27 protein-coding genes are annotated in these 24,064 nt (G+C 69.2%); 11 read left to right on the top strand and 16 right to left on the bottom strand.

Features of this window, described 5'->3' with window-relative positions:
* Positions 1-568 precede the first annotated feature (568 nt).
* Entirely contained in the window at positions 569-3,019 is a 2,451-nt protein-coding gene (locus tag ACIA8E_RS38035; protein WP_399305687.1) for a Helicase associated domain protein, read from the top strand.
* Positions 3,020-3,279: 260 nt separating this feature from the next.
* A complete protein-coding gene (locus ACIA8E_RS38040; protein ID WP_399305689.1) occupies positions 3,280-3,474 on the top strand; it encodes a hypothetical protein in 195 nt (64 codons plus the stop codon).
* A 189-nt stretch (positions 3,475-3,663) separates the two neighbouring features.
* On the opposite strand, the gene ACIA8E_RS38045 is transcribed toward ACIA8E_RS38040, so the two are convergent.
* The gene (locus ACIA8E_RS38045) at positions 3,664-3,858 is read right to left on the bottom strand and encodes a hypothetical protein (protein WP_399305692.1); all 195 of its coding nucleotides are present in this window, start codon (positions 3,856-3,858) and stop codon (positions 3,664-3,666) included.
* Positions 3,859-4,025: 167 nt separating this feature from the next.
* On the bottom strand, positions 4,026-4,178 hold the full coding sequence (locus tag ACIA8E_RS38050; protein ID WP_399305695.1) for a hypothetical protein: 153 nt from the start codon (positions 4,176-4,178) through the stop codon (positions 4,026-4,028).
* Between the two features lie 843 nt (positions 4,179-5,021).
* Here ACIA8E_RS38050 and ACIA8E_RS38055 point away from each other — a divergent pair.
* Positions 5,022-5,282 (top strand): hypothetical protein, encoded by a 261-nt coding sequence (locus ACIA8E_RS38055; RefSeq protein WP_399305698.1) that lies wholly within the window; start codon positions 5,022-5,024, stop codon positions 5,280-5,282.
* A gap of 246 nt (positions 5,283-5,528) precedes the next feature.
* Here ACIA8E_RS38055 and ACIA8E_RS38060 read toward each other — a convergent pair whose 3' ends face one another.
* The 6 genes from ACIA8E_RS38060 to ACIA8E_RS38085 form a co-directional block, all read right to left on the bottom strand.
* Entirely contained in the window at positions 5,529-5,693 is a 165-nt protein-coding gene (locus tag ACIA8E_RS38060; protein WP_399305701.1) for a hypothetical protein, read from the bottom strand.
* A 125-nt stretch (positions 5,694-5,818) separates the two neighbouring features.
* Positions 5,819-6,301 carry a hypothetical protein gene (locus ACIA8E_RS38065; protein WP_399305704.1) on the bottom strand — a complete coding sequence of 161 codons (483 nt, stop codon included), beginning with the start codon at positions 6,299-6,301 and terminating at the stop codon, positions 5,819-5,821.
* Positions 6,302-6,505: 204 nt separating this feature from the next.
* Entirely contained in the window at positions 6,506-6,724 is a 219-nt protein-coding gene (locus tag ACIA8E_RS38070) for a LexA family protein (RefSeq protein ID WP_399305707.1), read from the bottom strand.
* On the bottom strand, positions 6,721-6,963 hold the full coding sequence (locus tag ACIA8E_RS38075; RefSeq protein WP_399305709.1) for a hypothetical protein: 243 nt from the start codon (positions 6,961-6,963) through the stop codon (positions 6,721-6,723). Before ACIA8E_RS38075 ends, ACIA8E_RS38070 begins: the two co-directional genes overlap by 4 nt.
* Positions 6,964-7,146: 183 nt before the next feature.
* Positions 7,147-8,352 carry an esterase/lipase family protein gene (locus tag ACIA8E_RS38080; RefSeq protein ID WP_399305712.1) on the bottom strand — a complete coding sequence of 402 codons (1,206 nt, stop codon included), beginning with the start codon at positions 8,350-8,352 and terminating at the stop codon, positions 7,147-7,149.
* 401 nt (positions 8,353-8,753) lie between these two features.
* Positions 8,754-9,560, bottom strand: coding sequence for a helix-turn-helix transcriptional regulator (locus ACIA8E_RS38085; RefSeq protein ID WP_399305809.1), 807 nt, complete (start codon positions 9,558-9,560; stop codon positions 8,754-8,756).
* A gap of 706 nt (positions 9,561-10,266) precedes the next feature.
* On the opposite strand from ACIA8E_RS38085, the gene ACIA8E_RS38090 reads away from it, so the two are divergent.
* The 4 genes from ACIA8E_RS38090 (at position 10,267) to ACIA8E_RS38105 (ending at position 12,988) form a co-directional block, all read left to right on the top strand.
* Entirely contained in the window at positions 10,267-10,473 is a 207-nt protein-coding gene (locus ACIA8E_RS38090; protein ID WP_399305715.1) for a hypothetical protein, read from the top strand.
* A 146-nt stretch (positions 10,474-10,619) separates the two neighbouring features.
* A complete protein-coding gene (locus tag ACIA8E_RS38095; protein ID WP_399305718.1) occupies positions 10,620-11,303 on the top strand; it encodes a plasmid partition protein in 684 nt (227 codons plus the stop codon).
* Positions 11,300-12,136 carry a hypothetical protein gene (locus ACIA8E_RS38100; RefSeq protein WP_399305722.1) on the top strand — a complete coding sequence of 279 codons (837 nt, stop codon included), beginning with the start codon at positions 11,300-11,302 and terminating at the stop codon, positions 12,134-12,136. The genes ACIA8E_RS38095 and ACIA8E_RS38100 overlap by 4 nt, the downstream gene beginning before the upstream one ends.
* A 285-nt stretch (positions 12,137-12,421) precedes the next feature.
* Entirely contained in the window at positions 12,422-12,988 is a 567-nt protein-coding gene (locus tag ACIA8E_RS38105) for a helix-turn-helix transcriptional regulator (protein ID WP_399305725.1), read from the top strand.
* A gap of 73 nt (positions 12,989-13,061) precedes the next feature.
* Here ACIA8E_RS38105 and ACIA8E_RS38110 read toward each other — a convergent pair whose 3' ends face one another.
* The 8 genes from ACIA8E_RS38110 to ACIA8E_RS38145 all read right to left on the bottom strand — a co-directional run bounded on the left by ACIA8E_RS38110 (position 13,062) and on the right by ACIA8E_RS38145 (position 18,696).
* A complete protein-coding gene (locus tag ACIA8E_RS38110; protein ID WP_399305728.1) occupies positions 13,062-14,771 on the bottom strand; it encodes a DUF2637 domain-containing protein in 1,710 nt (569 codons plus the stop codon).
* Positions 14,772-15,205: 434 nt separating this feature from the next.
* Positions 15,206-15,361 carry a hypothetical protein gene (locus ACIA8E_RS38115; protein WP_399305731.1) on the bottom strand — a complete coding sequence of 52 codons (156 nt, stop codon included), beginning with the start codon at positions 15,359-15,361 and terminating at the stop codon, positions 15,206-15,208.
* A gap of 141 nt (positions 15,362-15,502) precedes the next feature.
* Positions 15,503-15,697 (bottom strand): hypothetical protein, encoded by a 195-nt coding sequence (locus tag ACIA8E_RS38120; RefSeq protein WP_399305734.1) that lies wholly within the window; start codon positions 15,695-15,697, stop codon positions 15,503-15,505.
* Between the two features lie 135 nt (positions 15,698-15,832).
* Positions 15,833-16,879 (bottom strand): hypothetical protein, encoded by a 1,047-nt coding sequence (locus ACIA8E_RS38125; protein ID WP_399305737.1) that lies wholly within the window; start codon positions 16,877-16,879, stop codon positions 15,833-15,835.
* Positions 16,876-17,328, bottom strand: a complete 453-nt coding sequence (locus ACIA8E_RS38130; protein ID WP_399305740.1) for a hypothetical protein — start codon at positions 17,326-17,328, stop codon at positions 16,876-16,878. Before ACIA8E_RS38130 ends, ACIA8E_RS38125 begins: the two co-directional genes overlap by 4 nt.
* Entirely contained in the window at positions 17,325-18,059 is a 735-nt protein-coding gene (locus tag ACIA8E_RS38135) for a hypothetical protein (RefSeq protein ID WP_399305742.1), read from the bottom strand. Before ACIA8E_RS38135 ends, ACIA8E_RS38130 begins: the two co-directional genes overlap by 4 nt.
* The gene (locus tag ACIA8E_RS38140) at positions 18,056-18,361 is read right to left on the bottom strand and encodes a WhiB family transcriptional regulator (RefSeq protein WP_399305745.1); all 306 of its coding nucleotides are present in this window, start codon (positions 18,359-18,361) and stop codon (positions 18,056-18,058) included. Before ACIA8E_RS38140 ends, ACIA8E_RS38135 begins: the two co-directional genes overlap by 4 nt.
* Complete coding sequence (locus ACIA8E_RS38145; protein ID WP_399305748.1) at positions 18,358-18,696, bottom strand: hypothetical protein; 339 nt, start codon at positions 18,694-18,696, stop codon at positions 18,358-18,360. Before ACIA8E_RS38145 ends, ACIA8E_RS38140 begins: the two co-directional genes overlap by 4 nt.
* A gap of 249 nt (positions 18,697-18,945) precedes the next feature.
* Between ACIA8E_RS38145 and ACIA8E_RS38150 the strand changes: the two genes are divergently transcribed.
* The 4 genes from ACIA8E_RS38150 (at position 18,946) to ACIA8E_RS38165 (ending at position 23,840) form a co-directional block, all read left to right on the top strand.
* Positions 18,946-19,785, top strand: coding sequence for a GntR family transcriptional regulator (locus tag ACIA8E_RS38150; protein ID WP_399305751.1), 840 nt, complete (start codon positions 18,946-18,948; stop codon positions 19,783-19,785).
* Positions 19,786-19,946: 161 nt separating this feature from the next.
* A complete protein-coding gene (locus ACIA8E_RS38155; RefSeq protein WP_399305754.1) occupies positions 19,947-20,255 on the top strand; it encodes a hypothetical protein in 309 nt (102 codons plus the stop codon).
* A complete protein-coding gene (locus ACIA8E_RS38160) occupies positions 20,252-21,343 on the top strand; it encodes a hypothetical protein (protein WP_399305756.1) in 1,092 nt (363 codons plus the stop codon). The genes ACIA8E_RS38155 and ACIA8E_RS38160 overlap by 4 nt, the downstream gene beginning before the upstream one ends.
* A gap of 409 nt (positions 21,344-21,752) precedes the next feature.
* Positions 21,753-23,840, top strand: coding sequence for an ATP-binding protein (locus tag ACIA8E_RS38165; RefSeq protein WP_399305759.1), 2,088 nt, complete (start codon positions 21,753-21,755; stop codon positions 23,838-23,840).
* Positions 23,841-24,064 lie beyond the last annotated feature (224 nt).

Here is a 24,064-nt window from a genome sequence, read left to right on the forward strand (position 1 = left end):
CCCCGCGGAGCGGGTACCACAGCGCTGCGCGCTGTGCAAGCGAAACGCGGTGCTTCGCACCGCGTAACTAATTGCTTCGCAATTAGTTGACGGTGTTTCACACCGTAATTCCCGTGCTTCGCAACGGGAATTGGAATTACGCTTCGCTTAAATTCCTGACAAGCGGGCGTGTCCGCTTCGCTCCCCCGCCCTGGTTCCGGCAAGCCGGAACGGCTGGCTACTGGGTGAGGGTGCATCAGTGCAGGCCTGTGTAGCATCCCGAAGAAACAGCCACCCCCCAACCGGTGACGTGACGTCACTCCCGAAGGGAGGCCGGCCCCGCCGGATGGGGCACACCGGCCTCCGCTTCGCTCCATCCAGTGTGTGATGACCTCTCACTTCCTGAAGAATACTCAGCATGCGCATGAGTCTACCCGAAACCCCCTCCCACCGGACCCTGTTGCGCTAGAGTGATGCCCGCACATGCATCACGATGATGCATCAGGGATGCAGTGTGTAGCATCCCGAAGGAACCGCTACCCCTTCCGTCAGGACCTGCCGCCCCTCTCGTGAATTCTGGAGTACGGATATGACGAGCACAGAAAAGATTGCGCTTCGACCTCATCAGGTTGAAGCCGTTGACGCTGTTGTGCGCGGCCTCGATATCCCACCGGGGAAGCTGATTCCACGTAATGGGCTGCGGGCTACGGTGGTGGCGGCGTGCGGTACGGGAAAGACCTTCATCGCCGCGCATTCTGCGCTGCGGCTCGCGCGTAATGGGCGCGTTCTCGTGCTGCTGCCAACCCTGGATCTGCTGACGCAGACCGTGCGGGAATGGCGCTTGGCCGGGCACACGGGGCCAGCTGTGGCGGTGTGTTCGCTGGATGACGACCCGCACCTGTGGGACCTCGACGTGCGGTCCACGACCAGTCCTCCGCAGTTGGCGCTGTGGCACGGCCGCGGGCCCGTGACGGTCTACGCCACCTACGCTTCGCTGCCCGTGCTGGCCGAGGCGCACGAGGGCGCGTACGGACTTCCCATGGACGTCTTCGACCTCGTGGTCGTGGACGAGGCGCACCGTACAAGTGGATCGATGGGGAAGGCATGGGCCGCCATTCACGACCAGGACGTCATCCCGGCCATGCGCCGGCTCTACATGACCGCCACCCCCCGGATCTGGAAGGAACGCCCGCCCCGGCCGCGGTGGGCGGAGCGCCAGGAGGGCTTCGAGAACGCGCGGGACCCTCTACCGCAGGAGCTGGCCTGTTCCATGGATGACCCCAAAATCTACGGGCCTGTCGTGTACGAGCTCTCGCTCGCATCAGCCGTGTCCCGGGGCCTGCTGGCGCGCTATCAAATTGTGGTCGTCGAACTGACCGACCCCGTCGTCACCCCCGCCCGCCTGGCCAGCGACGAAAAACGCGAGGAGCAGCTGCGCGGTGAGCGGATGGGAGCGCTACAGGCCGCGCTCCTCGAGACGATGGCAGTGCACCAGCTCCAGACCACCATCACGTTCCACCACCGGACGATAGAGGCATCCGCGTTCGCGACGGGACTGCACCGGGTCGCGGCCCGGCTGCATGCATCCGATCCGGAGCGGTACCCGGAGCGTGTGTGGGCGAACTGGTTGTGCGGGGAGCATGAGGCGGATCACCGGCGCCAGGTGCTGGGGGACTTCGGGCGCAGGGCCGGGCGTGCGGTGCTTTCGAACTGCCGTGTCCTGGGTGAGGGCGTTGATATCCGGGCGGTGGATTCCGTGGCCCTTTTGGACCCGAAGGGGTCCGCAGTTGATATCGTGCAGGCCATTGGCCGGGCGCTGCGTCAGAAACCCGGACAGGGCAAGATTGCAACGCTGATCGTGCCCGTATTTCTGGCGCGGAATGAGCAGCCGGAAGACATGTTCACCTCCTCTTCGTATCGCCCTTTGGTGAAGGTCCTTGAAGGGCTCCGGGCGCACGATGAACATGCCATTGAGATGCTCGCTATTCCGCAAGAGAACCAGAAACAGGTCGTTGATCCGTCGCAAAACATCGGTCCGGAGCCAGAAGACGGTCAGGAGGAGTCACGGCTGCTGCTCCGCTTCGCGGCCCCCAGGGATCCCGTGATGATCGCGAAATGGATCAAGTTCCAGATCCTCGACACCGAACGCCAGGACTGGACCCGCGGCTACGACACCGCCCGGCGGTACTTCGAGCGCGAGGGCTCGCTGGACGTGCCCTATGAACACACCGAAGGCGCCTACCCATTGGGCCGATGGCTGTCCGACCAACGGCGCGCGTACCGGGCCGGGACCATGTCCAGCACCCGGGCGGATGAGCTGGAAGAGCTCGGCATGATCTGGGACACCGCAGACACGGCGTTCGCCGAAAACCTCGCCGCGGCCCGCGCGTACTACGCGGAAGCCGGCACGCTGGCCGCGCCCCGGCACGCCACCGCCCTCGACAAGCCGGTGGGGCAATGGCTCACCAACCTCCGACGGCCCGGCGGACTCGGCAAGGACCCCGAACGCGCTGCCCGGCGCGCCGAGCAGCTAGCCGCGATCGACCCGGACTGGAACCCGGGGCAGTTGGGGTGGACCGTCGACTGGCAACGCCACTACACCGGCCTGCGCGAGCTGGTCCTCGCGGGCGGTGCCGGCCTCGAGGAGATCGTGCCGGGGGTGACGCATCGCGGCGACGACATCGGACGCTGGCTCGCGCGGCAGGTCCGCGACTGGACACGCCTGAACACCGAGCAGCAACACCGGCTGGGCGAGGTGGGCGTGAAACCGGCCGTATGGCCCCACAAGGCCCCAGCGCGAGGCAACGGGAAGGCTGGGGCGGCTAAGGGCTCCGACGCCTTCACACGGGGCGTAGCAGCCCTCAAGCAATACATCCAGCGTGAAGGCCAGACCGTGGTCGGAAGACAGCACGTCGAAGAACTCCCGGACGGCACCTCCGTACGCCTGGGTGTATTTCTGAGCAACCAAAAAAGTCGGCGTGACCGGCTCACCGAGGACCAGCTCACAGCCCTCGCCGAGCTCGGATACGACTGGGCATGAGGGCCAGGGGCGGGCTAGCGAGGCACTCATTGGCCTCTGCACCAGCAGAAACGAAGTGCAGAGAAGTCCCGGATGCCGTCACGGCTCCGGGACTTCGCGCAGTCGGCGGCAGGGGCCGCTTGCCCCTGGACATGCCCCGATGCAGAAAACAGCCAATCCCATGACCCTACGGCTCAATTCAAGACAAACCCGAGCCAGGCCAGCGCACATCTCGCTAGCGTGCGGAACTGAATACTCCGCCCGTCGAGAGGACCCCGTAAGTGATCTTGTCCGGCTCCGCCGCGCTCATACTCCTCCTGATCGTCGTGTTCCTGATCCGCCGGAACAACATCAAGACCCATTACGCGATCCTCTGCCTTCTCGCCGGCTTCTACCTCGCCAAAACAAGCAGCGCCCCTGCCATCGACCACGCCCTCAATAACGTGGCGGACGTGTTCGCCAGCATCCAGATATAGCCGCTCGCCACCGTCCGCCGTCCCCGCCGTGCGGCCACCACGGAGGAACTGCTTCATCGGCCAGCGAACGGGCACACGAGCATCCCCGACTCCTCGCACCAGCGGTGCGCCGAGGGCTGCACCGCGGCCCACCAGGCCGGCCCCCGCCGGCAGGGGCCGGGGACCACGCGACGAACGCGGCCGGGGCAGCTACAACCGATCGCCATACAGGACATCCAGCTCGTGGTCCAGCACCAGCAGTTCAGGATGCACCGTGAACAAGACGGCCGCCTCGATCTCATGAGCGGCCGTCCGGCATTGCCGGAGCATGGAACGCGCAGCCCGGATCCGGTCGCTCATCTCCCTTATCGCCTCAGCCCGGCGCGACTTCAGTTCATCCCTCATGGCACCCCTCCTCAGACGGCCTCACCCACAGAGGCAGAAGGCCGCCGCGGTCACAGTGAAGAGGGCGCACCCGCCGCCCAGCAACGCGGAAGATTTTCCCACCACCACGGCACAGCAACACGCCCCCTCACCTGCTACGAAGACGAGGCTGGGGACGTTCGAGTGTTTCAACTCAACGGCTGATCTTGGTTGTTGAGATTCAGTTGTTGGCCGAGATGCCGGCCCTCGAAGACGATCCGAAACGCGTGCAGCGGCGCCTTCCAGCACATGGTCCACCTCTTGCCGCCCTTACCGGCCAGGTCGAGGCTCAACAGCGCCATACAGACGCATCTCATGGCAGCGGCCTCGTCGGGGAGGCGCCCGCGGGCGCCTCCTTCCGCGGGTTCATCTTCGGTGGCAATGGCCCCGCAGACCACGCGCCGCACCAAAGCTCGTCGACCCGGCCGGCCACCACCCACCCTGCCGGGAACACATCCCCGCCCTCGTCGTTTCCTGGACCTTCACCGCAATCGCACCGAAAACAATCGAGCCCAACCCACACACCGTACGTATCCGTTTACAGAGAGTCTTTTCTGTGCGTACTGAGGGGTGACATGGCGATCAACGGGCAACACGGAAGCGCTACATCAAGCCGGTCCTGGCGCCGATTACTCCAGACGCTGTGGCGCCACCGGGCAACGGCCCTCCTGACATGCCTGCTGCCCTTACCCGCAACGGCCGCCACCTTCGGGTGGCCCCCGTTCGGCCGGTAACGCCCCACAGCGCCACATTTTTAGAAAAGACTCTCTATCCTCCCGGAGGAGGAAGAGATATCGCGGCACGTCCACACCGCCCCACCCGCGCTGACCAGCAACCACGAAGCATCACCCGCCCAAGAGAAGCCACCGGTCGCACAACCCGACCAACGCGAAACCAGCGCGAGACGCTGCAAGCCGACGGACACACCCCGGCACCCGCAGGTCGACCCCAGGCAAGGCAACACGTCAAAGCCATCCCCGACGGCGCATCCGTACGCCTGGACATCTGGGCGCCTTTCCGGGCAACCAGAAGAACCACCCCGACCGGCTCACTGAGCAGCAGCTCGCGGCCCTCGCCGAACTCGGATACGACGACCGGGCATGAGGCGCCAGGGGCGGGCTTGCCGGGCACTCACAGCCGGGCTGGTGAACATGAGGCTGCCGCAGCGGGCCCTGCGTGACGTCCACGGCCGCCTCGATGAACTGACCACCGTCGCCACCGAACGGCTCACCACAGCCGCCCAGGCCGGACACCTTCAGATGCCAGCGGTCCGCACACTCCTGACCAGCGACAACGCACTCCACGCCATACCGACCGCCAACCAATTGACGTGCACCATCACCAAAAACGTCAGCGCCGAATCGGCATCCGTGTCACCACCAGAAATCCGGCCCACAACCTGCTGAACAGCACAAACCCGATACCAACCACACTGACATCACGATGCCGAACGACTACTGACAAAAACTTACAGATCATCACGCTGTACTACAGGTACAAGCAACACTGGCAAAGCACTCGCCTCACGTGAGGCGAGGTGAAAGCCCTGGTCCACTGGGTGCAACCAAGAACTAAGGGCATGCCGGCGGGAGCCGTGTTGACGCACGCCCCACCACACAAGAAGCCCCCGGAGCCGACCGCTCCGGGGGCTTCTACATGTACGAGGTGGCGGCCGGCCGGTAGCCCTTGGCGAGCAGCTCAACGGCGGTGCTTCGCCGGGCAAGCCCGGCTTGCCCAAGCGAGAACGGGCTTGCCCATCGGATGCCGATGGGGACGATGCAGGCCGCGAGGACGGCCGCAAAACCGATGGCGCCCATCAGCTGATGGGCGCCATCGGTTTTGCGGCCGTCAGCTCGCCCAGGCCGAGGCGGACCACCTGCGCGAGCTGGGCCGGCGGGTGGGGAGCGGCGCCGGTGGTGGCGTCGCTCCTGACGCCGGACTCTCAGACGGCCGTCTCGGTACCGGTGTCCTCGGACGGCTCCAGGAACTTCAGACGCTCTTCCGGCCCCCCGTCGAGCAGCGAATGCCCCCGGTACGGAAATCGGACAACGGCCCCTGAGAACAGTCCGAGCTGCACGATCCGAGAAGGCCCCCACGTGGGGAGCGGCCTCAGCTTTCGTTCCTCGACCGTCTGCCGCATCACCCACGTGGAGATGAAGGTCGACTCCATCGCGTCGTCCTCGTACACGGATGCGCTCAAACCCTTGAGGACCACCGTGTGGTCCACGTCATGCGTGCCGCCCATCGGGTCCTCGAACTGCACGACCCACATCGAGGTGTCCGCGTCACGGAACTTCTCAAACTCCGGGTCGTCGTCGAAAGCGACGTAATGCCAGTCGCCAATCCTGTTGCCCCACCGGGGCTTCAGGGACGGGTTCATCTCCAGGAACGCCTCTACGATCTGGCGCGTCTCCTCGAAGGTCACCTGGTAGTCAGACATGCCCTCGCCCCTTTCAAGGTCCGTACCGTGCCTGTGCCCGGTGCGGCCATCCTCTCCCACACAGTGCTGGCACCCGGCTTGTTTCGGGCTCACAGCAAGACGCGTAGCCCCCTCCAGGAAGACGACTTCTGGCGCTGGGAACGGCGGCTTCGACTACAAGTCCAACGGCTGCATCAAGCTCACACGTCGCTATCCGGTGAGTCGGCAGGAGCGCCAGTGCCGTCCATTGCGGCTGATCAGGCCGAGCTTCTCCAGGCGGCCGAGCTGGTAGGCCACCGAGCCAGTGCTGGACAGCCCAACGCGGTGGCCGATCTCGCGAATCGTAGGCGCGTCGCCGGTGTCCGCTATGGCGTCCCTGATGGCCCGGAGGACGGACTCCTGCCGAACAGTGAGCCGCTCCGCGCTCACGCCGCTCGCACCCCGTGCTCATGCTCGCGCGCCTGCCGCCGCAGCTCGACCCGAGCGGCCGCGGCGCTGCCCTCAAATGTCACGAAGAAGGGATGCCGCCAGATGTAGTCCGACAGGTGGAGCAGTCGCCGGCGCAGTCCAGTGAGGCGGCGGGGGTGAGGTTGGGCGAGTGCTTCGTAGGTGCGGATCCAGTCGTGCTGGGCCTGCACCAGGTCCTGGGGGAAGGTGATGGGCTCCATATCCAAATTAGAGCACATGTTCGATTTTTGGTGCACGTCAAGACACGGCCGGCTCCCGTCGCCTCGTCAGCCGGAACCGGTCGACGGGGTTCTTGCCGGGCGGGCTGATCAGAGCGCGGATCGATGAAGGGGCTGCAGTCCGCTGGTGCGAGGACGGCAGCCCCGGTCGGCGCGTGACGCGGATTAGTCGACGAGCCGCTCGATGAGCCAGGTGCACAGCTCTTCGGTGATGGCTGTGTGCGCGGTAGTCGTGGACGAACAGCGGAAGTCGTCCAGCTCGCTCTCTTCCGGGCTGACTTCATCGATGTTCACGTACAAATCGTCCTGCTTCTCGATGTCGCGGACCGCGACCGCACTGACCGAGGGGACGAAGCACACGTCCTCGTGCCGCAGGTCCGCCTTGCCGCCAAGCTTCTCCATCGTGTCGGCGAGGATCTTGTAGGTGTGCAGCGTTCCGCCCGGCGCGCCGTCCACTTCCGGGAAGCCGCTGGTCGTGATGGTCTTCTCAGCCTTGGGGAACCTCCGGTTCAGGTATGCGGCCGTCACGTCGTTGCCCTGGGCCTGGGTGTAGAAGGTGGTGCCCGGGTAGATCCGGTCGATCCGCAGCGCGACCTCGCCGGGCTTCACGTCCGGCAGGCCGACCCCGTCGGCGCGGCCGTTCGCCACGGCGATCTTCATCGGGATCTGTGGCCACCCGCCGACCCGGTCCAGGGCGGCCAGGAACTCCGTGCGCTCCGGGGCAGTGCCGATCTTGCCGGTGTCCTTGTCGTAGTGCTGCCACAGCATCTGGCGTGCGGCCGGGCTGTTCATCTGCTTCGCGAAGTCGTTCGGGAACGGGATGAAGTGGGAGAACGCCTGCACACCGACCGGGATGGAAGCGCCGCGGTGCGGGCTGTCGTAGGAGAAGTACAGCCCGGTCCGGTGGTCCATCCGCTGCGTCTCCAGTTTGGCGAGTGCGTAGCGGGTGACGATGCCGCCCATGCTGAAGCCGCCCACGACCAGGCGGGCGTCGCCCAGCTGCTCGGAGATGGCCCGCATGATGGCGGCCTGGGCCGTCTGCGCGTTGTCCAGGATCGAGGCGCTGCGCTCATTGAAGCCGAGCAGGATCACGTCCCTGCCGCGCCGGCGCAGCTCGCTGATGAACGCGTAGCCGCTCTCCAGCCCGTGGTAGAGCACGTCGAGTTTGCTCCGGCCGAGGTTGAAGCCGTCGGCCATGATCACGGGCCGGACGAGACCGCTGTGGTTGCCCTCGCCGGGGAACACCCAGGCGAAGCCGTTGGGCAGGGTCCACTCCTCGTGCTCCGGTACCTGGATCGTTCCGGCGGGTTCGGCGGTCAGCGGACCGCCGAGAGTGAACGAACCAACATTCGGCTCGGTCGTCTCGGACATGGTCGTACTCCTTGCGAAAGGGGCGGGTGAGACGACGTCATCATGGAGGGCAATCCGGGCGTATCACTCTTTTGACCTGCAGGTTTCACCACATCTGATGGACTACGCAAGGGAAGTGTTTAGTGCGTTTGGCATGTGCCATTGGCCTGTTCTCATCGCTCGTCCGTTCCAGGCCGAATGCCGAGAAGGCGCGGGACACCGACGAGGAAACCCATTCGTGACGGCCACCCCATCGGCGGTCGGACCGGCCGCGCAGCCGACGCCGCGGAACCAGACCACAGACTGAGCCACTTGTCGCCGGCACCCCAACGCGCCTTCACCCGGGCACCGAAACGGACGCCCCGACCTGGGTCGGGGCCACAAGCGGCGTATGAGAGCCCAAGCGAGCGGGACCTCACCTTCTAGCGGAGCAGATCCCGTACCTGCATGAGCGACAGGATCAAGGTGATGAGAACCATGACGTAACGGAAATCCCAATGCGTGAACGTGACAACGAAGGGGCGCTTGTGCTCGGCCCGCTCGACCTCACGGATCTGCGAGATCTTCAGCCGGGTCGCGGTGTGATGCCACGACGTGGTGTTCTCCCGGCTGACTCCGCACGACAGCAGGTACACGTGAAGCGCCTCGGTGCTGGGGAGCTTCGCACCCGAAACCATCTCGTGCGCTGCCGACTTGGAGATCCCTCCGTACTTCAGCGACCGCTCCGCGACCTCACGGAGGGACAGATCAGCGCGCTCACGAAGCTGGTCAAGCAGCGCGGAGAAGTCGGCCGGGGTCGTGCACAACGCGAGTGCGGTACGCATGGGATCGCTCAGAAACGCCTGCTGTGCCGGGTCGGACAGGTTCTTGGTGGCCTGCTCGACCAGGTCGGCCAGCGTCTCGGAGGGCATCTCTGCGGCCGCGGCGTTCCGCACCGTGATCCGGCCGCCCCTGCGGGGGACGGCGGCGTCGAGTATCTCGGCCTTCGGCCTTGCCTGGGAGCGCACGGCCGCTTCCCAGAGTGCCTTCCACTCCCCCAGTTCGGCGTCGGATAGGGGGGACTCCGGATCGCACGCCGAGACGTACGCCTCAACGACATCCCAGGCGGGCACCCTGCGTCCTGAAGCCGCGGTCGACAGGGTCGCCGTCGAAAAGTGTCCGCGCTCGGCAAGCTCGCTGTACGGGACTCCCTGAGCGGCTCGACGCTGTCGCATGCGTGTGACGAGCATGGTCAGCTCTGCGGTCGCACCCGGATAGATCGGGCTTTCGGGCCGGGCCACGAGTTACACCCCCGCCCGGTCGGCAGCGGCCGCAAGTCGGCTCTCTGCGTGGCAACGCTCCTGGAAGCGGTGAGCACCACGGGCCAAGCGGCGCTGATCGCTCGTGCGCAGCGAACTGGCCTGACGAGGGATGAAGGGCACGATCTGCTCGGCTGCTGGGGGCTTCATGACGTTCTTCCGGCGGCCCGGGGGAAGCGCCCACACGCTCAGGAGCGTGGTGGTGGTGTTCGTCCCGAACGACGCGGCGTCGGCCGGGCCCACCCCCAGCAGAAGCGCGACACTGCCGACGAGTGGCCCGGAATCTTTCCTCCCCGTCGCTGCTGTCTGTGCCCCGGCTTCCGGCCGTAGGGGGTGAAGAAGCCGTGCCCGCCAGGACGAGACGCAAGCACCTGAGTCCTGTCACTGTCCCGCTCGCCCAGCCAAACTCACGCCGGAGGCAGTACCGATGACCACCCGCCAGACACCCGGGGCAACATCCGCGCCGATCGCCGCTACGGTGGACACACCACCCTGGGCAAGGGCCGAAGCCCCACAGGGACGCTCTCAAGCAGAGAGCCGCAGGACCGCCGACCGCGAGGTGCTCACCACCCCCACGCGGACGACACCACCACAGGTGTCCGCCGTCCTTGATCCCTCTGCTCAAGGGAGCAGCATCATGACCCGGGACAACGTTCCCGCGCCCGTCCAGTCGCCCACCCCGGCGCCCGTCCCGCAGCAGCCCGCTGTCGGTGCCGGCCTGACCGCCGCGATAGCCCAGGGGGCGGCTCGATCCATCACGGCCCGGCTAGTGGACAAGGTCCTCACCAACCCGCCCGACTGGCTCAGAGCCCTGTGGCACGTGCTACCACGGCCCTGGGAGTAGCCACCGCGGCCGGGTAGGGCCCACCCTGCCCGGCCGCTGCCGCCGGCCCGGACGGTCAAGCGGCACTGAACTCGTGGGCGGGGCCACCACCACACCCACTCACACTCGCCTGGGAGTCTTTTCGCGCCCGCACTAGGGTGGCACGCATGCTTATCGCCAGCCTCAAGCCCAGGACGATGGGCGGCACGACGAACACTGGGCTTCTGGCCTATGCCCTGTCCCGGGCCGGGCATCAGGTCACCTGCCACGATGCGGACGAGTCGCTGCAACTGGCCGCGTGGGCCCGGGACGTCGACGACTTCCCGGGCGAAGTCCGCGAGGCGGACACCCCGTCCTTCGCCGAGACGGTCTACCCAGCCATGGACCACAGCCGCATCAACCTGGTGGATGCCGGCCACGCGGAGAACCACCCGGACATCGTGGACTCGGTCCTGGAGGTGGCAGACCTCGTGATCGTGACGGTGTCGCCAACCAATCCCGACTACGACCGGCTGACCCGACCCGAGCGAGGCACGCCGCTGGCAAAGGTGATCCGCCGGTCGGCGGCGCTCCGCGACAGCGGGGAGCCTCCAGCAACGGTCGTGCTGCTGAACCGCTGCCAGGCGGGCTCGAACAGCCCGAAACGGTTCACGGACCTGCTAGCAGGCGGTGGCCAGGACGGGACGCTGCCACGGTGGAACGTCCTGGCGACCCGGATCCCCCGACGGGAGGCCATCGCGTCGGCCGTGGGCTTCCCGTGCAACAAGCCGGAACGGAAGGCCCCCTACGACGCGTTGGTGACCGAGCTGACGCGTCTAGGGCACCTGCCCGCGCCCAGGGGCTCCCGGTGAGCGCCGACGCGGTGGGCCGCCGTGACCGGGCCAAGGCGTTCGTGCCCGAGCTGATCCCCGATCCGGTCGACCTGGACCGCACCGGGCCGCTCGACGCACGCGAGGAACGAGACCTGGAGCGCGTCCACGCGGCCCGGGACAACTACGGCCACGCCAAGTGGATGCGAGGCAAGGCGCTGGAAGCCGCCTTCCGGCGGCGGCTGTACCGGGGCGACGACGGGGAGCGCACCCGGCAGGAGTACCTGGACGAGGAATGGGACGGCATCAGCGAGTCCGCCGCCTACCTGGAGATCCGGGAATGGCGTCTGGCCGAGCGAATCGCCGAGGTGTACGGGCGGCCGGCAGCCGACTCCCACGTGCGCGCCCTGATCGACGTTGCCGAAGCGCACGGGTCCGAGACGGTCGCCGAGTACTACGCGCAGCTGCGCCGGTACGGCGCCGACGCCGGGCGGCGGGTGACCGCAGCGGTGGTGGAGAACCTGGCCGAGTACCTGTCCACGGGCCGCGCACTGGAAGAGCCGGCAAAGGAACAACCAGAGCTGGACGGGCTGTTCACACCCCGGCAGCTCCCGGCGCCGAGGCGGAGCAAGTCCGGCCGTTCCAGGAAGGCCGCCGAAACAGGCGAGGTGGTGGAACCGACGGCGGTCATTCCAAAAATTTGGAATGGCTGGGTGATGACCGACGAACAGGTCAGCCGCCTGAGCGCGTGGATCGTCTCCGAGGCCGCCCGGTCCGGGCTGGACCCCGGCAAGGCCGCGGACCTGCTGCTGGACGCGCTCACGGGCGATACGGCGCCGCTCCGCCCGTGGGCGGATCACGCCCGGCAGGCGTAGAACACGCCGTACATCCCGGCCCGGGGCCGTCATTCCAAAATTTTGGAACGGCCCTCAGTCGCGGGATCCCCATCACAAGTGCCGCATCAAGTGCGGTTGCCCTGTCGCGTCTCGAACCTCAGGCGGGGATTGGGCCCGTAGGCCCGTAGGCCCGTAGGCCCGTACTGAAGAGGGACAACGCCCCCGCTGTCGCGCCGACTGCCGACCCACACGCGACAGCAGGCGACACTCACACGGACGGGCCGGTGGTCTGGTGCCGGGCGCGGGTACGGGGAGGATGAGCACATGAGCACGCGCCCGATGCTGAACCAGCGAGAGGCCGCCGACGCGTGCGGCGTCAGCCGCACGACCATCCGACGCCGCCGCGAGGCCGGAGACCTGCCCGGCGCAGTCCAGGACCCGGCACGCGGGTGGCTGATCCCGGTGGATGACCTGCTGGCGGCCGGATTCCGGCTGAACGCCCCGGCACCGCCGGACGCACCGGACGAGCCGGCCCCGTCGTCTCCGACCGGGCAGAACAGCGATGTCGGCGGCGGCCAGGACGTGGCCGCGGTACGCGCCGAGCTGGAACGCGTACGCCAGGAACACGCCCTGGCGCTCGCCCAGGCCGAGCACGGACGACAGCTCGCCCAGACCGAGGCGGACCACCTGCGCGCTCAGCTCGCGATCCGGGGCGAACACATCGCGGATCTCCAACGGACGCTCAAGGCGCTGATGCCCGCGCCGGAACAGCCGGTACTCGACCGGCCGTCCGTGCCCGGCCAGACGCAGACCGAGCCCCCGGCCGGCTCCGTGCCCAAGGAGAAAGAGCCGGCGCGCGGGGAGCAGCGGCGGTGGTGGCGGCGAGCCTGACCTTGTGGGCGGGCATGGCGGAGGGCGGCCCCCTGTGTGGGTGCCGCCCTCCGTTGTGTGGTGTGCCGGTGGGTCAGGGGCGGTAGCCGTCCTGGATCAGGGTCACCGCGGCTGCACGGAGCTCGCTCGCGGTAGTCCGGCCGACAGACAGTTCCTCCTGGATGGTGGCGAGGGGAACCGCCTCCGGGTCGCCGCTGACGGCCAGGAGCATCCGCGCGACGCGGCGTTCGTTCCGCTCGCGGGGGGAGAGCCGGGCCAGGTCCTCGGCTTCCTGCGCGGCGGCCTCGAGGCGGGCCGCCTCTTCGCGGATCCGGGCGGCCGTCAGCTCCGCCTCAGCAGCCGCCTTCTCGTCCTCCGCCGTCCGCTTCCGCTGGGCTGCCCGCAGTTCCGCAACGCGGTCCTTCTCCGCTTCCTGGCGCTCCGCGTTCAGGGCGGCGTGGGCGGCTGTCCGCCGTGCTTCGGCGGCCTTCAGCTCCGCCTCGGCGGCCTTCTGATCGTCTTCCGCCGCGCGGCGGCGGGCGGCGGCGGCGTCCGCCGACTCCAGCGCCTCCGCCTCCGCACGGGCCTGGCGCTCCGCCGCTGTCCGCTGGAGCTCCGCCCGGACCCGGGCAGCCTCCGCCTCCGCCTGAGCCGTCGCCGTGGCCGCTGTTGCCTGTGCCGCCGCCGTGCCGGTCCGGGCGGCCACCTGGTGCTCCGCCTCCGCGATGTCACCCTGGTCCTCAATGGCTGCGATCCGGTCCGCCTTCGCTTGCTCGCGCTGGCGCTCCGCTTCCAGCCGCTGGCGCTCCGCCTCCTCCTTCTGGCGCTCCGCCGCATCCGCTTCCCACTTCGCCGGGAGGCGCAGCGCCTGGGCCACGGTGTAGCCGCGGGGGGCCATCGTCATGGGCAGCCGCTCGATCTCGGACGCTGCGGAGAGGTCGCCGCCGTGCTTCTGCTTCAGCCACACCTCATACCCGCGCAGCTCCTGCTCGCGTTCGACCATCTCCGGGTAGGACCGCACCGCCGCGAGGCGCATACGCCGGTACAGGCGGCCGGTCGCGATCGGGGCGAGCACCCAGCGGTGCAGCGGGATGCGGTCGCTGGCGGTGCCCTCCGCGATCCGCGCCGCGTGCATCAGGATCTTGCGAGACCCCTCGATGCCCAGGACGAACAACACAGGCATGACCGCGTGCGACAGGGCGCGCAGCGGGTCCGCCCCCAGGCCGTCCCAGACACTTACGCCCGTGTCGGGGCCGATGCCGGTGGAGGCGTTGAACACGACCGTGGCCAGCGTCATCCCGTGCGCGGCGAACCTGAGCACCGGCCAGGGAGTACCCCGGCGAACCATCACCAGGTCCATGGCCAGCAGCGCCACGATGCTCGCGTCGATCCCGATCGGGAACCACGGAGCCAGGCTCCAAACCCCGTTGTCGCTGAACCCGTGATCGGCCGCGAACCCGCGCAGCGTCGAGTACGACGACGCGAACCCGATGATGCCGACCAGCGGCATGCCCACGACGGCTACCGCCATGAGGAGCCGGCCGACCCAGACAGCACCGCGGCCGGCCCCCGGGGTGGCCACGGTGGCCGGGGCCGCGCCGTCGGCGGCCGGGGCCGTGGACAGGGGGGCGTCACCCTCCCCCGGCCGACCCCGGCCGCCATTGCGGGGAGCGGGCGGAGCGGGGACCGTGGCGGCCGGAATGGCCGCCCGTGCGGCCGGAGCCGCCCCGGCCGTCTCCGGAGCGGCCCCGGCCATGGCCCCCCGGTAGGCCGCGTGCTGGTCACCCGTCAGCGTGTCAGTCATCCCGGCAGTCTCCCCCCTCCCCGGTACGACCGGAGCACCGGCCCGCCCATCCGGAGCGGGAACCGGTCGAGCCGGAGCAGTCATCAGCGGATCGACGTCGAGCGCGGGCGAGTAAGTCACCAGTACCTCCAATTGCGTAGGACTGAGAAGCGCCCCGGGCGGAGAGTCCGCCCGGGGCGCGGTGACGCGATGTCAGGGACAGGGCTGACTAGTGGGGAGTGGAGGGATGCGGCCGGGCGGTCTCGGACTGGCCAGAGCTTCCGGAGCGTCCGTCACGCTCGTGAGGCGTCCGCCGGATCGGTAGCGGCTGCGCGGCCATGCTCAGCACTCCCCGCAGGTCTCACCCGGGTTGAGCGGACGGGTGGTGTACGCGCCGCATCCCGGGCACTGCCAGAGGTGGCGTAAGGCGGCGGCAAGACGGGCGAGGCGCGTCATCACTTGCCGTCCTTCGGCGTACCGGGAACGGGCTTCTCGGGCTTGGCGAACCAGCCGCCGCGGCTCGACTGGTACGTCGGCCCGCTGTCCTGCTCGCTCTTGGGCAGCTTCTCGCGCAGCTCGTCCTGGGAGATCGTCTTGCGGAGGAATGCCATGATGTGGCTCCGTCTCGTGTTCGGGATGGAGCGGAGCGACCGGCTTTCTTGGCAGTTGGGCGGTCGCTCCGCATTTTGTGGGGCCGTGTGTCTGACCGGCTCCCCTCACCGCCCGGTCGTGCCGGGCGGATCGGGCAACGGTCAGGGCGCGTCGGACAGGGTCACGTCGAGTGGTTCCAGGCCACGGGCGCGCAGCGCGCTACCGACCCGCTGAAGTGCCTCCCGCCGGGTGGCGGCGATCACGATTCCCGTGACGATCTCCGTCATGCCAGAGGCCTCGACGTGGGCGACCTCAGCCCGGTAATCGAAGCTCTGCTGCTGGTGTCTGCTGGTCACGGGATCTCTCCTCCGTGGATGTCCCGGCCCCTTCTCGGTTCCGGCGATTTTGGGTGTCAGAGCGGCCGATAGAGGGGCCGTCAGGGGGCGTTAGGCGGGTGATAGAGCCGCAGGTCACAGCGGTGATAGGGCGGTCTATCGGGCTTCCCCAGCCTTCTCCTGGGAGAGGGGCGGGGAAGGGGTCTGGTCGGGGTCCAGCCGGCCCCCGGGGATGAGCCGCAGAGCGGCCGGTACGGGCACCCCGACAGGGGCCCCGGTGGGGGCGCCGGCGGGGGTCTCCCCGACCGGCTGGGCGGGGGTGCCGGCGGCTCCCCCGGCGGGGGTGGCGGCACGGGCCCGAAGGAGTGCCAGGGGGGTCATCCCCAGTGCCTCCGTGGCCGCGTCGATACGCAGTCCGACGCGGGTGACGGGCTTCCCGCCGATGCGCATGCCGACCTTGTCGGCGGTGGGGAGCCCGCAGGACTCCACCCACCCACGGAACACCGGCTGTTCGGTGTCCTCAGGGACCAGTCCGGCGGCCGTCGCGGAGTCGAGGACAACGTCGAGGTGCAGTCCGGCGCGCCCTGCTGACTCCGCGTCGGCCAGGGCCCGCAGTACGTGCCACAGCAGCGCCGTGCCACGGTCCTCCGGCTCCGCCGCGTCGACCGCGTCCTCCTGGACGTCGTCCTGGTCGTGGTCGTCCCACTCGTCCTTGACGTCCTGGTCATCCTTGGCGGTCAGGGGAGCGGCGACCATCCAGGCTGCTGCCATCCAGGCCAGTCCCGCGCCCGTGATGATCAGGTAGTGGTAGGGCTCCATACCGGCCCACCACTGACCGGCCGCCGGGGACACCAGGCGCCATGCGGCGCTGAGCGCTCCGACCGCCAGGACGCCGCCGAGCGCGAGCACGCCCAGGGCTTCCAGGGCCGGACGCCGGACCGGGGCGACCGGCGGCGCGGTGACCTCGGACAGGTCTCCCTCCGCGCCGTCGTCCTGGTCGTCGCGCTTCTCCTGGCGGGCCTTGAGCTCCTTCTGCTGCGCGGCGCAGTCGGCCTTGGCCTGCCGCGTCGCGGTGGCTTCCGGGTCGGTCGACGCGGCGTCCCACGCGAGGCGTCCGGCGTGCGCGACGCATCCGCAGAGCTTGCCCGTCAGGACCATCGAGCCGTTGACCAGCGCGGTCAGCGCTGTACCGAGACCGGTCACAGGGCACCGACCGCCCCGGCCGTCATGAGGATGAGGTTCTGGCCGATCCCCCAGATCCCTCCGGCCTGCGAGTAAACGACTCCGGCGCCGGTCCCGAGGAACGCGGGGATGATCAGCTTTGTCCACTTGAACAGGAAGATCGTCGCGGTGAGGGAGAGGGCGACTCCCCCCATGCCGATGTTGCCGAAGGCGCCGCCCTGGACCAGTGAGGTCGGGACCTGCGCGGCACCGTCGCTGAGCTGGGAGAGCACGGTGTCGGCGGTGGAGGACAGAATGCCCAGCCCGATACCCAGCACCCCGGCCTTGTCGCGGTTCAACTTCACACGGTCCGAGCCGCGCAGACCGGCCAGCAGCACGATGCCGTTGGTGAGAGCGAGGCCGGACGTACCGGCTCCGCCGAGCACGGGGCCGGCCGCCATCACGACGTCGGCAGCGAGGATCACGTTCACAGGACAGCTCCAGGCGTGTAGAGGAGGGAGGAGACGACGACGGTCGCCAGGGGGATACGCAGGACCCACCGCACGGGCCAGATCAGTTGAGCGGCGGCGGCGCGGCGGTCCAGGCCGTACCAGCACGCGGCGGCGACCGGACCAGCAGCCAGCAGCGGGGACAGCAGAGTCCCCCACGGCTCGACGGCGTCCAGGGCGTCACGGACGAGCGGGGTGGTGCCCTGGCCCCACAGCGCGGCACCCAGCGCCCCCAGCGGGCGCATCGCCATCCCGAACAGACCGGGCAGGCCCTTCAGGAGAGCGCCCGCGCGCCACCCGCCGTACGCGGCAACGAGGGTGAGCCCGGCGGCGGCGAGCTGCGGAACGGACACCGTCATCCGGGCCATCAGGTCCACCCCGGCCATCGGGTCAGCGGTCACCGACCACACCGCGAGGTGACCCGCCCCGGCCGCCGTGGCGTTGTAGAACGCCCACTGCAGACGCGGATTGGGCTCACGCACCACCGGAACAGCGGCGGTGGTGGCCGCCTTCCGCGCCGTACGCCTCCGCGCCCTGCTCCGCAGCCTGGCCGTCCCCCCGACCGGAACGCCCGCCTCTTCGGCAGACGCCTCCCCGGACTCCCCGTCAGCCACGTCGGGCCCGGTGAACTCCTCGGGCTCCTCCGGCAGATCGAGCTGAACAACCACCGGCTCCGGAGCCGACTTCTTCCTGAACTTGAAGGAGGCGTTCACTTCCGCCCCCGCTTCTTCAGGGCCAGAAGCAGCGCCCGGCGGTCCGCCTGACGCAACCCGCCCCGCACACCAACGACGCGGGACGTGACGGTGCACTCCGCCATCTCCCGGGCCAGGCACCAGTCACGGACCGGACACCCGGCACAGACCGCGAGCGCCTGGCGCTCCTCCGCCGATGGGCGTGCCGCGCTTGCGTCCGATGCCTCCGGGTAAAACAGGTCCGGGTCCACACCCCGGCACGCCATGTCCCCCACGGGGCCGGCCTCCCGGGCAAGCTGGCGCGCATTCAACGAGAGCTTCACCGCGTCCACCCCCACCGGGTGATCGCCGCGATCATCAGACCCCGCACACGAAGTTCGTCACTCCCCAACCCGGCCGGCACCGAGCTGACCGCCGCCGAGCCGGCCGCCGCGACGAACCCCACCGGCAGCGGCGGCAGCGACGGGAGCACCACCAGTTCCGGCGCCTCCCACCCCGGGCCCACCGGCAACACCGTCCGCGTCACCACCACGGACTGCTCAGGCTCCGGCCCCCGCGCGTCGTCCTCCCACGTCTGCCGCTCCACCTCCTCCGCCAGCCCCGCTCGTAACACGCGGGCCACCTGCGTTTTCAGCAACCGCTCAGCCACAATCGACACGTCGGTTCCCCATCTCTCAATGGATCGGTCCGACAGCCGCCTCGGCACTCCAATGCCGAGGCCCTGGCCTGGGCATGAGCCCAGGCCAGGCACCGCCCGGGCGCTCCAACGTCCGGGCACAGAGCGGTCCCTGGCTCCAACCGGGGGCCGCTCTGACTGCCGTGAGATAACGTATACGTCAGAAGCGACTCAGGCAAGGTTGACGTATACGCTAGTCTCCTGGGTGTTGATCAACGGAGGGACTGGACGATGAGCTCTAGGTACGAGGAAATCGCCCGCGACCTGCGCGAACGCATCGCATCGGGGGAGTACCCACCGGGCACGGCGCTGCCACTCATGCGGGACGTCGCGGCTCAGTACGAGGTCAGCGACATCACCGTGCGGCGGGCGTGGCAGATGCTGACACGCGAGGGACTGATCGAGAGCCGACGACGGGCGGGCATGTTCGTCCGGGAGCACCCGGACCGCGTCCGGCTCACCGTCCGGAACCGTCAGATGGAACGGGATGAGCTGGGGTATTACAGCGGCCCGGAGTCACAGCACTGGCGGGCACTACCGCACCCCGACGGGGAGGAAACGCGCGTGACCTGCGCTCCCGTCCCGGCCGATGTGGCCGACGCGCTGGGCGTAGAGCCCGGAACCGAACTGACCGTGCGCCGGCGGATCGTGGGAGACCCGGAGGTTCCGGAGCATCGGCAGCTCGCCGACTCATGGATTGCGGAGTGGGTCACTGAGGAGTTGCCAACGCTCACCGGAAGTACCGGGAACGGAGGCATGTACGACCGGCTGGAAGAGTGGGAGAAGAAACCCCTCCAATGGCGCGAGGAGGTATCCGCTCGAATGCCGTCTCCGGATGAGGCGGAATCTCTCCTAATGCCACAGATCGGCGTCCCATTGCTGCGCGCAATTCGAATTACGTATTTTGCTGGGCGCGGACATAAATCCGAACGCATCGTAGAAGTACAGGACATCAGGATGTCCGCGGCACTGTTCGCGGTTGGTTATCCACTCTCCCGGGGCTCGTCAGCTAAATGGCCGGTCGCACCCGCGAGCAGCGATTACTACCGGGCCTCTGAACCAACGGACTAGGGCCTGTCGCCCCTGTTCAGCACCAACACCAGCGGCCGTACGCAAGCATGGCCCGCACAACGCAACAGGCCCCGCCAATGGCGGGGCCCGCAGGTCCACCCGGGGTCACGACCCGGATGGAGAAGCACTCTCGATCTACCAGGACGGAGGTGCGCTCACCTATGAGCGTACGTGGACAGCAGGACAGCAGGCCAGTGGGCCTGCCAGGCGCGCTGCAGAAACGGCGCGAGTGGACGCGGGGGGGCGGGTGCCGGTTGCCGGAACGTCAGCTGCTCGACCACCCAGCGTTCCGGCATACCGAGCTCTCGTATGAGGCCCGTGGTCTGTTCGGAGAGCTGGTGCTCCTGCCCGAGGGCCAGGTGTTCAGCCCGGAGTCGCTGGCGGAGGGCACGCCGGACAGCGCGGCCACGATCCGGGCTGCGCTGGACGAGTTGGCGGCTGCTGGCTACCTGGCGGAGGTGATCCGGTGAGCGCGCCAACCCGCCGGGGGTTCAGCGGTCAGATCAAGCGCGGTCCGATGGCGGCCGACGTGATCGGCCGGAACTTCGCCATGGTCCACAACGCGGCGGTACGGGACGCACGGCTCTCGCGCCGGGCGCGTGGGCTGCTGGTAGAGATCTTGAGTCACCGGGACGGATTCGGGATTTCGATGGCGTCGCTGCTTGCGTCCGGTCCGGAGGGCAGAGACGCGCTGACCAGTGCTTTGAAGGAACTGGAGCAGTACGGCTACCTGCACCGGGAACGCGAGCGTAACGAGCTGGGGCAGCTCGGGGACACAATTTTCAGGATCACGGACATGCCCGAAGGGCTGCTGATCGGCGCTGAAGCGCCATGGGAGAGCGAGCCCCCCTCTGAACAAAAGCCCAGGTCAGAACCTAAGTCGGAAAATCCGCGTCAGGTAGACGAGACACAAAAGCGCAGGTCAGAACCTAAGTCGGATTTCCCTGCGCAGGCTGAGCCTGCGCAGGCTCAGCCGCAGCATAAGAAGACCAATTCCTCCTGCTCCGCAGGAGAAGATCTCTCTCTCTCTGGTTCCGGCGGTCCCTCGGGTAACGGGTCGGAGGGTGGTGGAGAGAGAGAGCGCGAGGCTGCGCCGACGGACGACAAGACGCAAGCACCGGCTGCGCCTGCCGCCGTCGCGGTGGATGAGCAGCATCAAGAGGCGGAGCGTGTGGTGGAGGCGTACGCGGCGGCTGCGGGCCGTCCGGTGATCAACGGCACGCGTGCCCGGCTGTGGCAGGCGGCGGTGGAGCTGCTGGCGGCCGGACTGCCTGCGGGCTGGCTGGCCGACCGGGCGGCGGAGATGCCCGCCCGCGGCTGGGTGGACCTGGCACGGCACGTCGAGCGGTCCACGGTGCCGATCCCCGGCCAGCAGCAAGCGGAAGCCAAGTCAACGCCGGAGCAGCGCAAGGGCCTGCCGCCGTGGTGCGGGAAGTGCGGGGACGGTGGGCTGAACCAGGCGGCACGGATTGTGGTGAGGTGGCGGACCCTCGGCAACGGAGGCACCGGAGAGCTGTGCCCTGACTGCCACCCTGAACGCGTCTCAGTGGGCGCCTGAGCGCCTGCCAGCCGTCCTGCCCCCCCAGCCCAAAAGGGCTGAAGGGCGGCCCGCAGATCGCCGTACAGCGGCTCACGGTCCGTCAGCGGCTTTAGTGACAGCGGAGGGGTGACGCCACCCCTGTGACAGGCCCGCGGCTCCGGGACCTGAACGCCGGTGCGCTTGTCGTGCGGGTTGTCGTGTGGGCCGTTCCTGCCCCCGCGCACGGACCCCTCTGTCGCCCGGGGGGAGAGAGATTCCCCCCGGGCGACCGCACTGACGCCGGGCAAGCCCTCCTGGCATCGGGGGCCGGGGGACGGCGGTGCTCTCGCAGGCCATTGTGGGGCTGGGCGGGTTGCGGGCGGCTGAACTCCGTTCTGGCGGGGCTAGATTGGGCCGGTACGGGCAATTGGCTGGTCGGGGGAGATATATGGGTGCCGATGGCACGCGTGATGCGTTCGGATCCGTGCCGGGGCCCGTGCCGCCGGTACCCGGGCACGCACCGGCCCCGCCACGCCCTGACGGGACGGCGTTCCTGGCGTGGTTGCGCGCTCCGCGGCCGGAGGTGGCCGTGGGGATATGGCGGCTGGGGCACCGCACGCGCCCGGAGCAGGAACCGGAACTGGTGCCGGGCCGCCAGCTGGTGGCGGGGGCTCTGGTCGCCCTGCTGGCAGCGTGGTTCGCGTGGTCGCTGCTCTACAACGGCTACGTCGGCCTGTGGTGGCTGCTCCCGCTGGAGCTGGTGACGCCGGATTCCTGGCGGTACGGGCAGGCGGGGGAGACGACCACGGTCCTGGTGTACTACGGCTACTACGCCCTGATCGGCGGTGGACTGCTGTTTGCCGCCGGGCGGATGGGGCGGTGGGCGGAGGTATGGCGCCGCTACGGTGCCTCCCGCGCCTCGAGCCTGCGGCCCGAGGCGCCGGGCCCGGCGCCGGCCCCCGAGGACGATCCGGCCCAGTGGCCGCACCTGCGGGCTGCGGGTGCGGGCGCTGCGGCTGACCGGCTGGCCTCGGACGCCGGCACCGGGCTGATGCGCGATACCGACCACGCCCGGATCACGCGGGCCTGGCACGCCGCCCGGTCCGGGCGCCGCGTCGAGGCGTTCGCCGATGCCGTTCGCGAGCGCGGGGCCGCCGCCTGTGCGCACCCGTCCGGGGCGCGGGACGTGCCGGAACGGGTGGCACAGCACGATCTGCTCACCCACCAGGTGCGGCTGGGCACGGCGGCCGACACCCCGAAGAACCCTTATGCGTACCGGGGCGCCGGCCTCGGTATCGGCCTGGAACTGCTGGGCACGTCGCTGCTGGCCGTCGGCCCGTCCGGGACCGGCAAGACCACACGTGTGGTCCGGCCGCTGGCCGAGGCGCTGTGTCTCCAGGCGCTCGCCGGGCGGGCCGCGGTGGTCGTCGTGGGCGCGGCCGGCACGGACCTGGGACCGGCCGGGCAGTACGACGTCGTCGTTCGTATCGGTCACCCGGACTCGACGCACGATTTCGACCTGTACGGCGGGACCACCGACCCCGATGAAGCAGCCGCCGTGCTGGCCGAGGCCCTGACCGGTGATCTTGCCGGGGAACACGGCGGGGACAGCCGCCGCGCGGCGGTCGTGCTGGGGCGGCTGCTGGGCCCGTTCCGGGCGGTCCACGGCCGGTTCCCGTCCGTGCCAGAGCTCCGTCAGCTCCTGGACGGCGCACCGGGGATGCTGGAGGCGCTGCGGCTGGACCTCGAGACGTCGGGGCAGCAGGGGCTGCTGCGCGATCTCGACGCGTGCGGGCGTCAGTTGGGGGTGCCGGGTGGCCCCGGTGCGGTGCTCGCTGACCGTGTCGCCCTGCTGGACCGGCCCGCGTTCGCCGCGTTCTTCGACCCCACAGGCAAGGGGCGGGCGTTCTCGCTGCGGGCCCTGGACCATCCCGTGCGCGTGCGTATCGACCTGCCCGACCGGGGACACCCCGACGCCGCCCGCGTCCTGGCGCGGCTCGTGCTCGCCCAGTTCACCGCGAGCGCGGCCCAGCGCCACGACCGGTCGCTGTTCGCCTGCCTGATCCTCGACGACGCGGCCGACACGGTCACCGCGGAAGCGGTGCGGGGGATGCAGCGGCTGCGGTCCGCACACGCGGGGATCGTGCTCGCCCTGCGGACCCTGGATGACGTGGCAGACCCGCTGCGAGGCCCGCTGCTGGGCGCGGTCGGGTGCCGGATGGCACTGGCCGGGATCACCCAGTGGGACGGGCAGCAGTTCGCCCAGGCATGGGGCACCGAGTGGATCGAGACGCGGGACATCACCGACCGGCAGATCTACGCGGAGACGACCGGCGGCCGGGCGTGGCACACGCTGCGGAAGGCGATCACCGGAAAAGCCGTCACTGCCCGTGCGGTGACGGTGCGGCAGGTCGAGCGGGAGCGCTGGTCGGCCTCCGAGCTCGCGCACGCGGTGCCGCCGGGGCATGCGGTGGTCTCACTGTCGAACGTGGAGGGGGAGCGCACGTCCCCGCTCCTGGTGGACCTGCGTACCTGAGCGCCTGCTTCTGGAACCCCATAGCGTCACGTGAAGGCGTCACGGGGTGACGCCTTCTGAACGCAAACGCCTCTGGCGATAGGCCCGCGTGCGACACCTCGGTGAGCAGTACAGGGCATCCACCCGTTTGCGGTTGCCGCCCGTGGCCTCGCCGACGTACCACCAGCCCGTGCAGACCGGGCACCGCTTCTTCGGCCGGCGGTAGGGACGGCCTTCACGCAGGG

Origin of the sequence: Streptomyces sp. NPDC051664, from assembly GCF_044453545.1 — a bacterium.
In the GTDB taxonomy this organism is placed as follows: Bacteria; Actinomycetota; Actinomycetes; order Streptomycetales; family Streptomycetaceae; genus Streptomyces.

Bases quoted from the DNA above. Each gene is read 5' to 3' on its own strand.
- ACIA8E_RS38035 (WP_399305687.1), top strand. From the start codon at position 569: ATGACGAGCACAGAAAAGATTGCGCTTCGACCTCATCAGGTTGAAGCC.
- ACIA8E_RS38045 (WP_399305692.1), bottom strand. From the start codon at position 3,858: ATGAGGGATGAACTGAAGTCGCGCCGGGCTGAGGCGATAAGGGAGATG.
- ACIA8E_RS38050 (WP_399305695.1), bottom strand. From the start codon at position 4,178: ATGGCGCTGTTGAGCCTCGACCTGGCCGGTAAGGGCGGCAAGAGGTGG.
- ACIA8E_RS38060 (WP_399305701.1), bottom strand. From the start codon at position 5,693: ATGGGCGCCATCGGTTTTGCGGCCGTCCTCGCGGCCTGCATCGTCCCC.
- ACIA8E_RS38075 (WP_399305709.1), bottom strand. From the start codon at position 6,963: ATGGAGCCCATCACCTTCCCCCAGGACCTGGTGCAGGCCCAGCACGAC.
- ACIA8E_RS38080 (WP_399305712.1), bottom strand. From the start codon at position 8,352: ATGTCCGAGACGACCGAGCCGAATGTTGGTTCGTTCACTCTCGGCGGT.
- ACIA8E_RS38085 (WP_399305809.1), bottom strand. From the start codon at position 9,560: ATGCTCGTCACACGCATGCGACAGCGTCGAGCCGCTCAGGGAGTCCCG.
- ACIA8E_RS38090 (WP_399305715.1), top strand. From the start codon at position 10,267: ATGACCCGGGACAACGTTCCCGCGCCCGTCCAGTCGCCCACCCCGGCG.
- ACIA8E_RS38095 (WP_399305718.1), top strand. From the start codon at position 10,620: ATGCTTATCGCCAGCCTCAAGCCCAGGACGATGGGCGGCACGACGAAC.
- ACIA8E_RS38105 (WP_399305725.1), top strand. From the start codon at position 12,422: ATGAGCACGCGCCCGATGCTGAACCAGCGAGAGGCCGCCGACGCGTGC.
- ACIA8E_RS38110 (WP_399305728.1), bottom strand. From the start codon at position 14,771: ATGACTGACACGCTGACGGGTGACCAGCACGCGGCCTACCGGGGGGCC.
- ACIA8E_RS38115 (WP_399305731.1), bottom strand. From the start codon at position 15,361: ATGGCATTCCTCCGCAAGACGATCTCCCAGGACGAGCTGCGCGAGAAG.
- ACIA8E_RS38150 (WP_399305751.1), top strand. From the start codon at position 18,946: ATGAGCTCTAGGTACGAGGAAATCGCCCGCGACCTGCGCGAACGCATC.
- ACIA8E_RS38155 (WP_399305754.1), top strand. From the start codon at position 19,947: ATGAGCGTACGTGGACAGCAGGACAGCAGGCCAGTGGGCCTGCCAGGC.
- ACIA8E_RS38165 (WP_399305759.1), top strand. From the start codon at position 21,753: ATGGGTGCCGATGGCACGCGTGATGCGTTCGGATCCGTGCCGGGGCCC.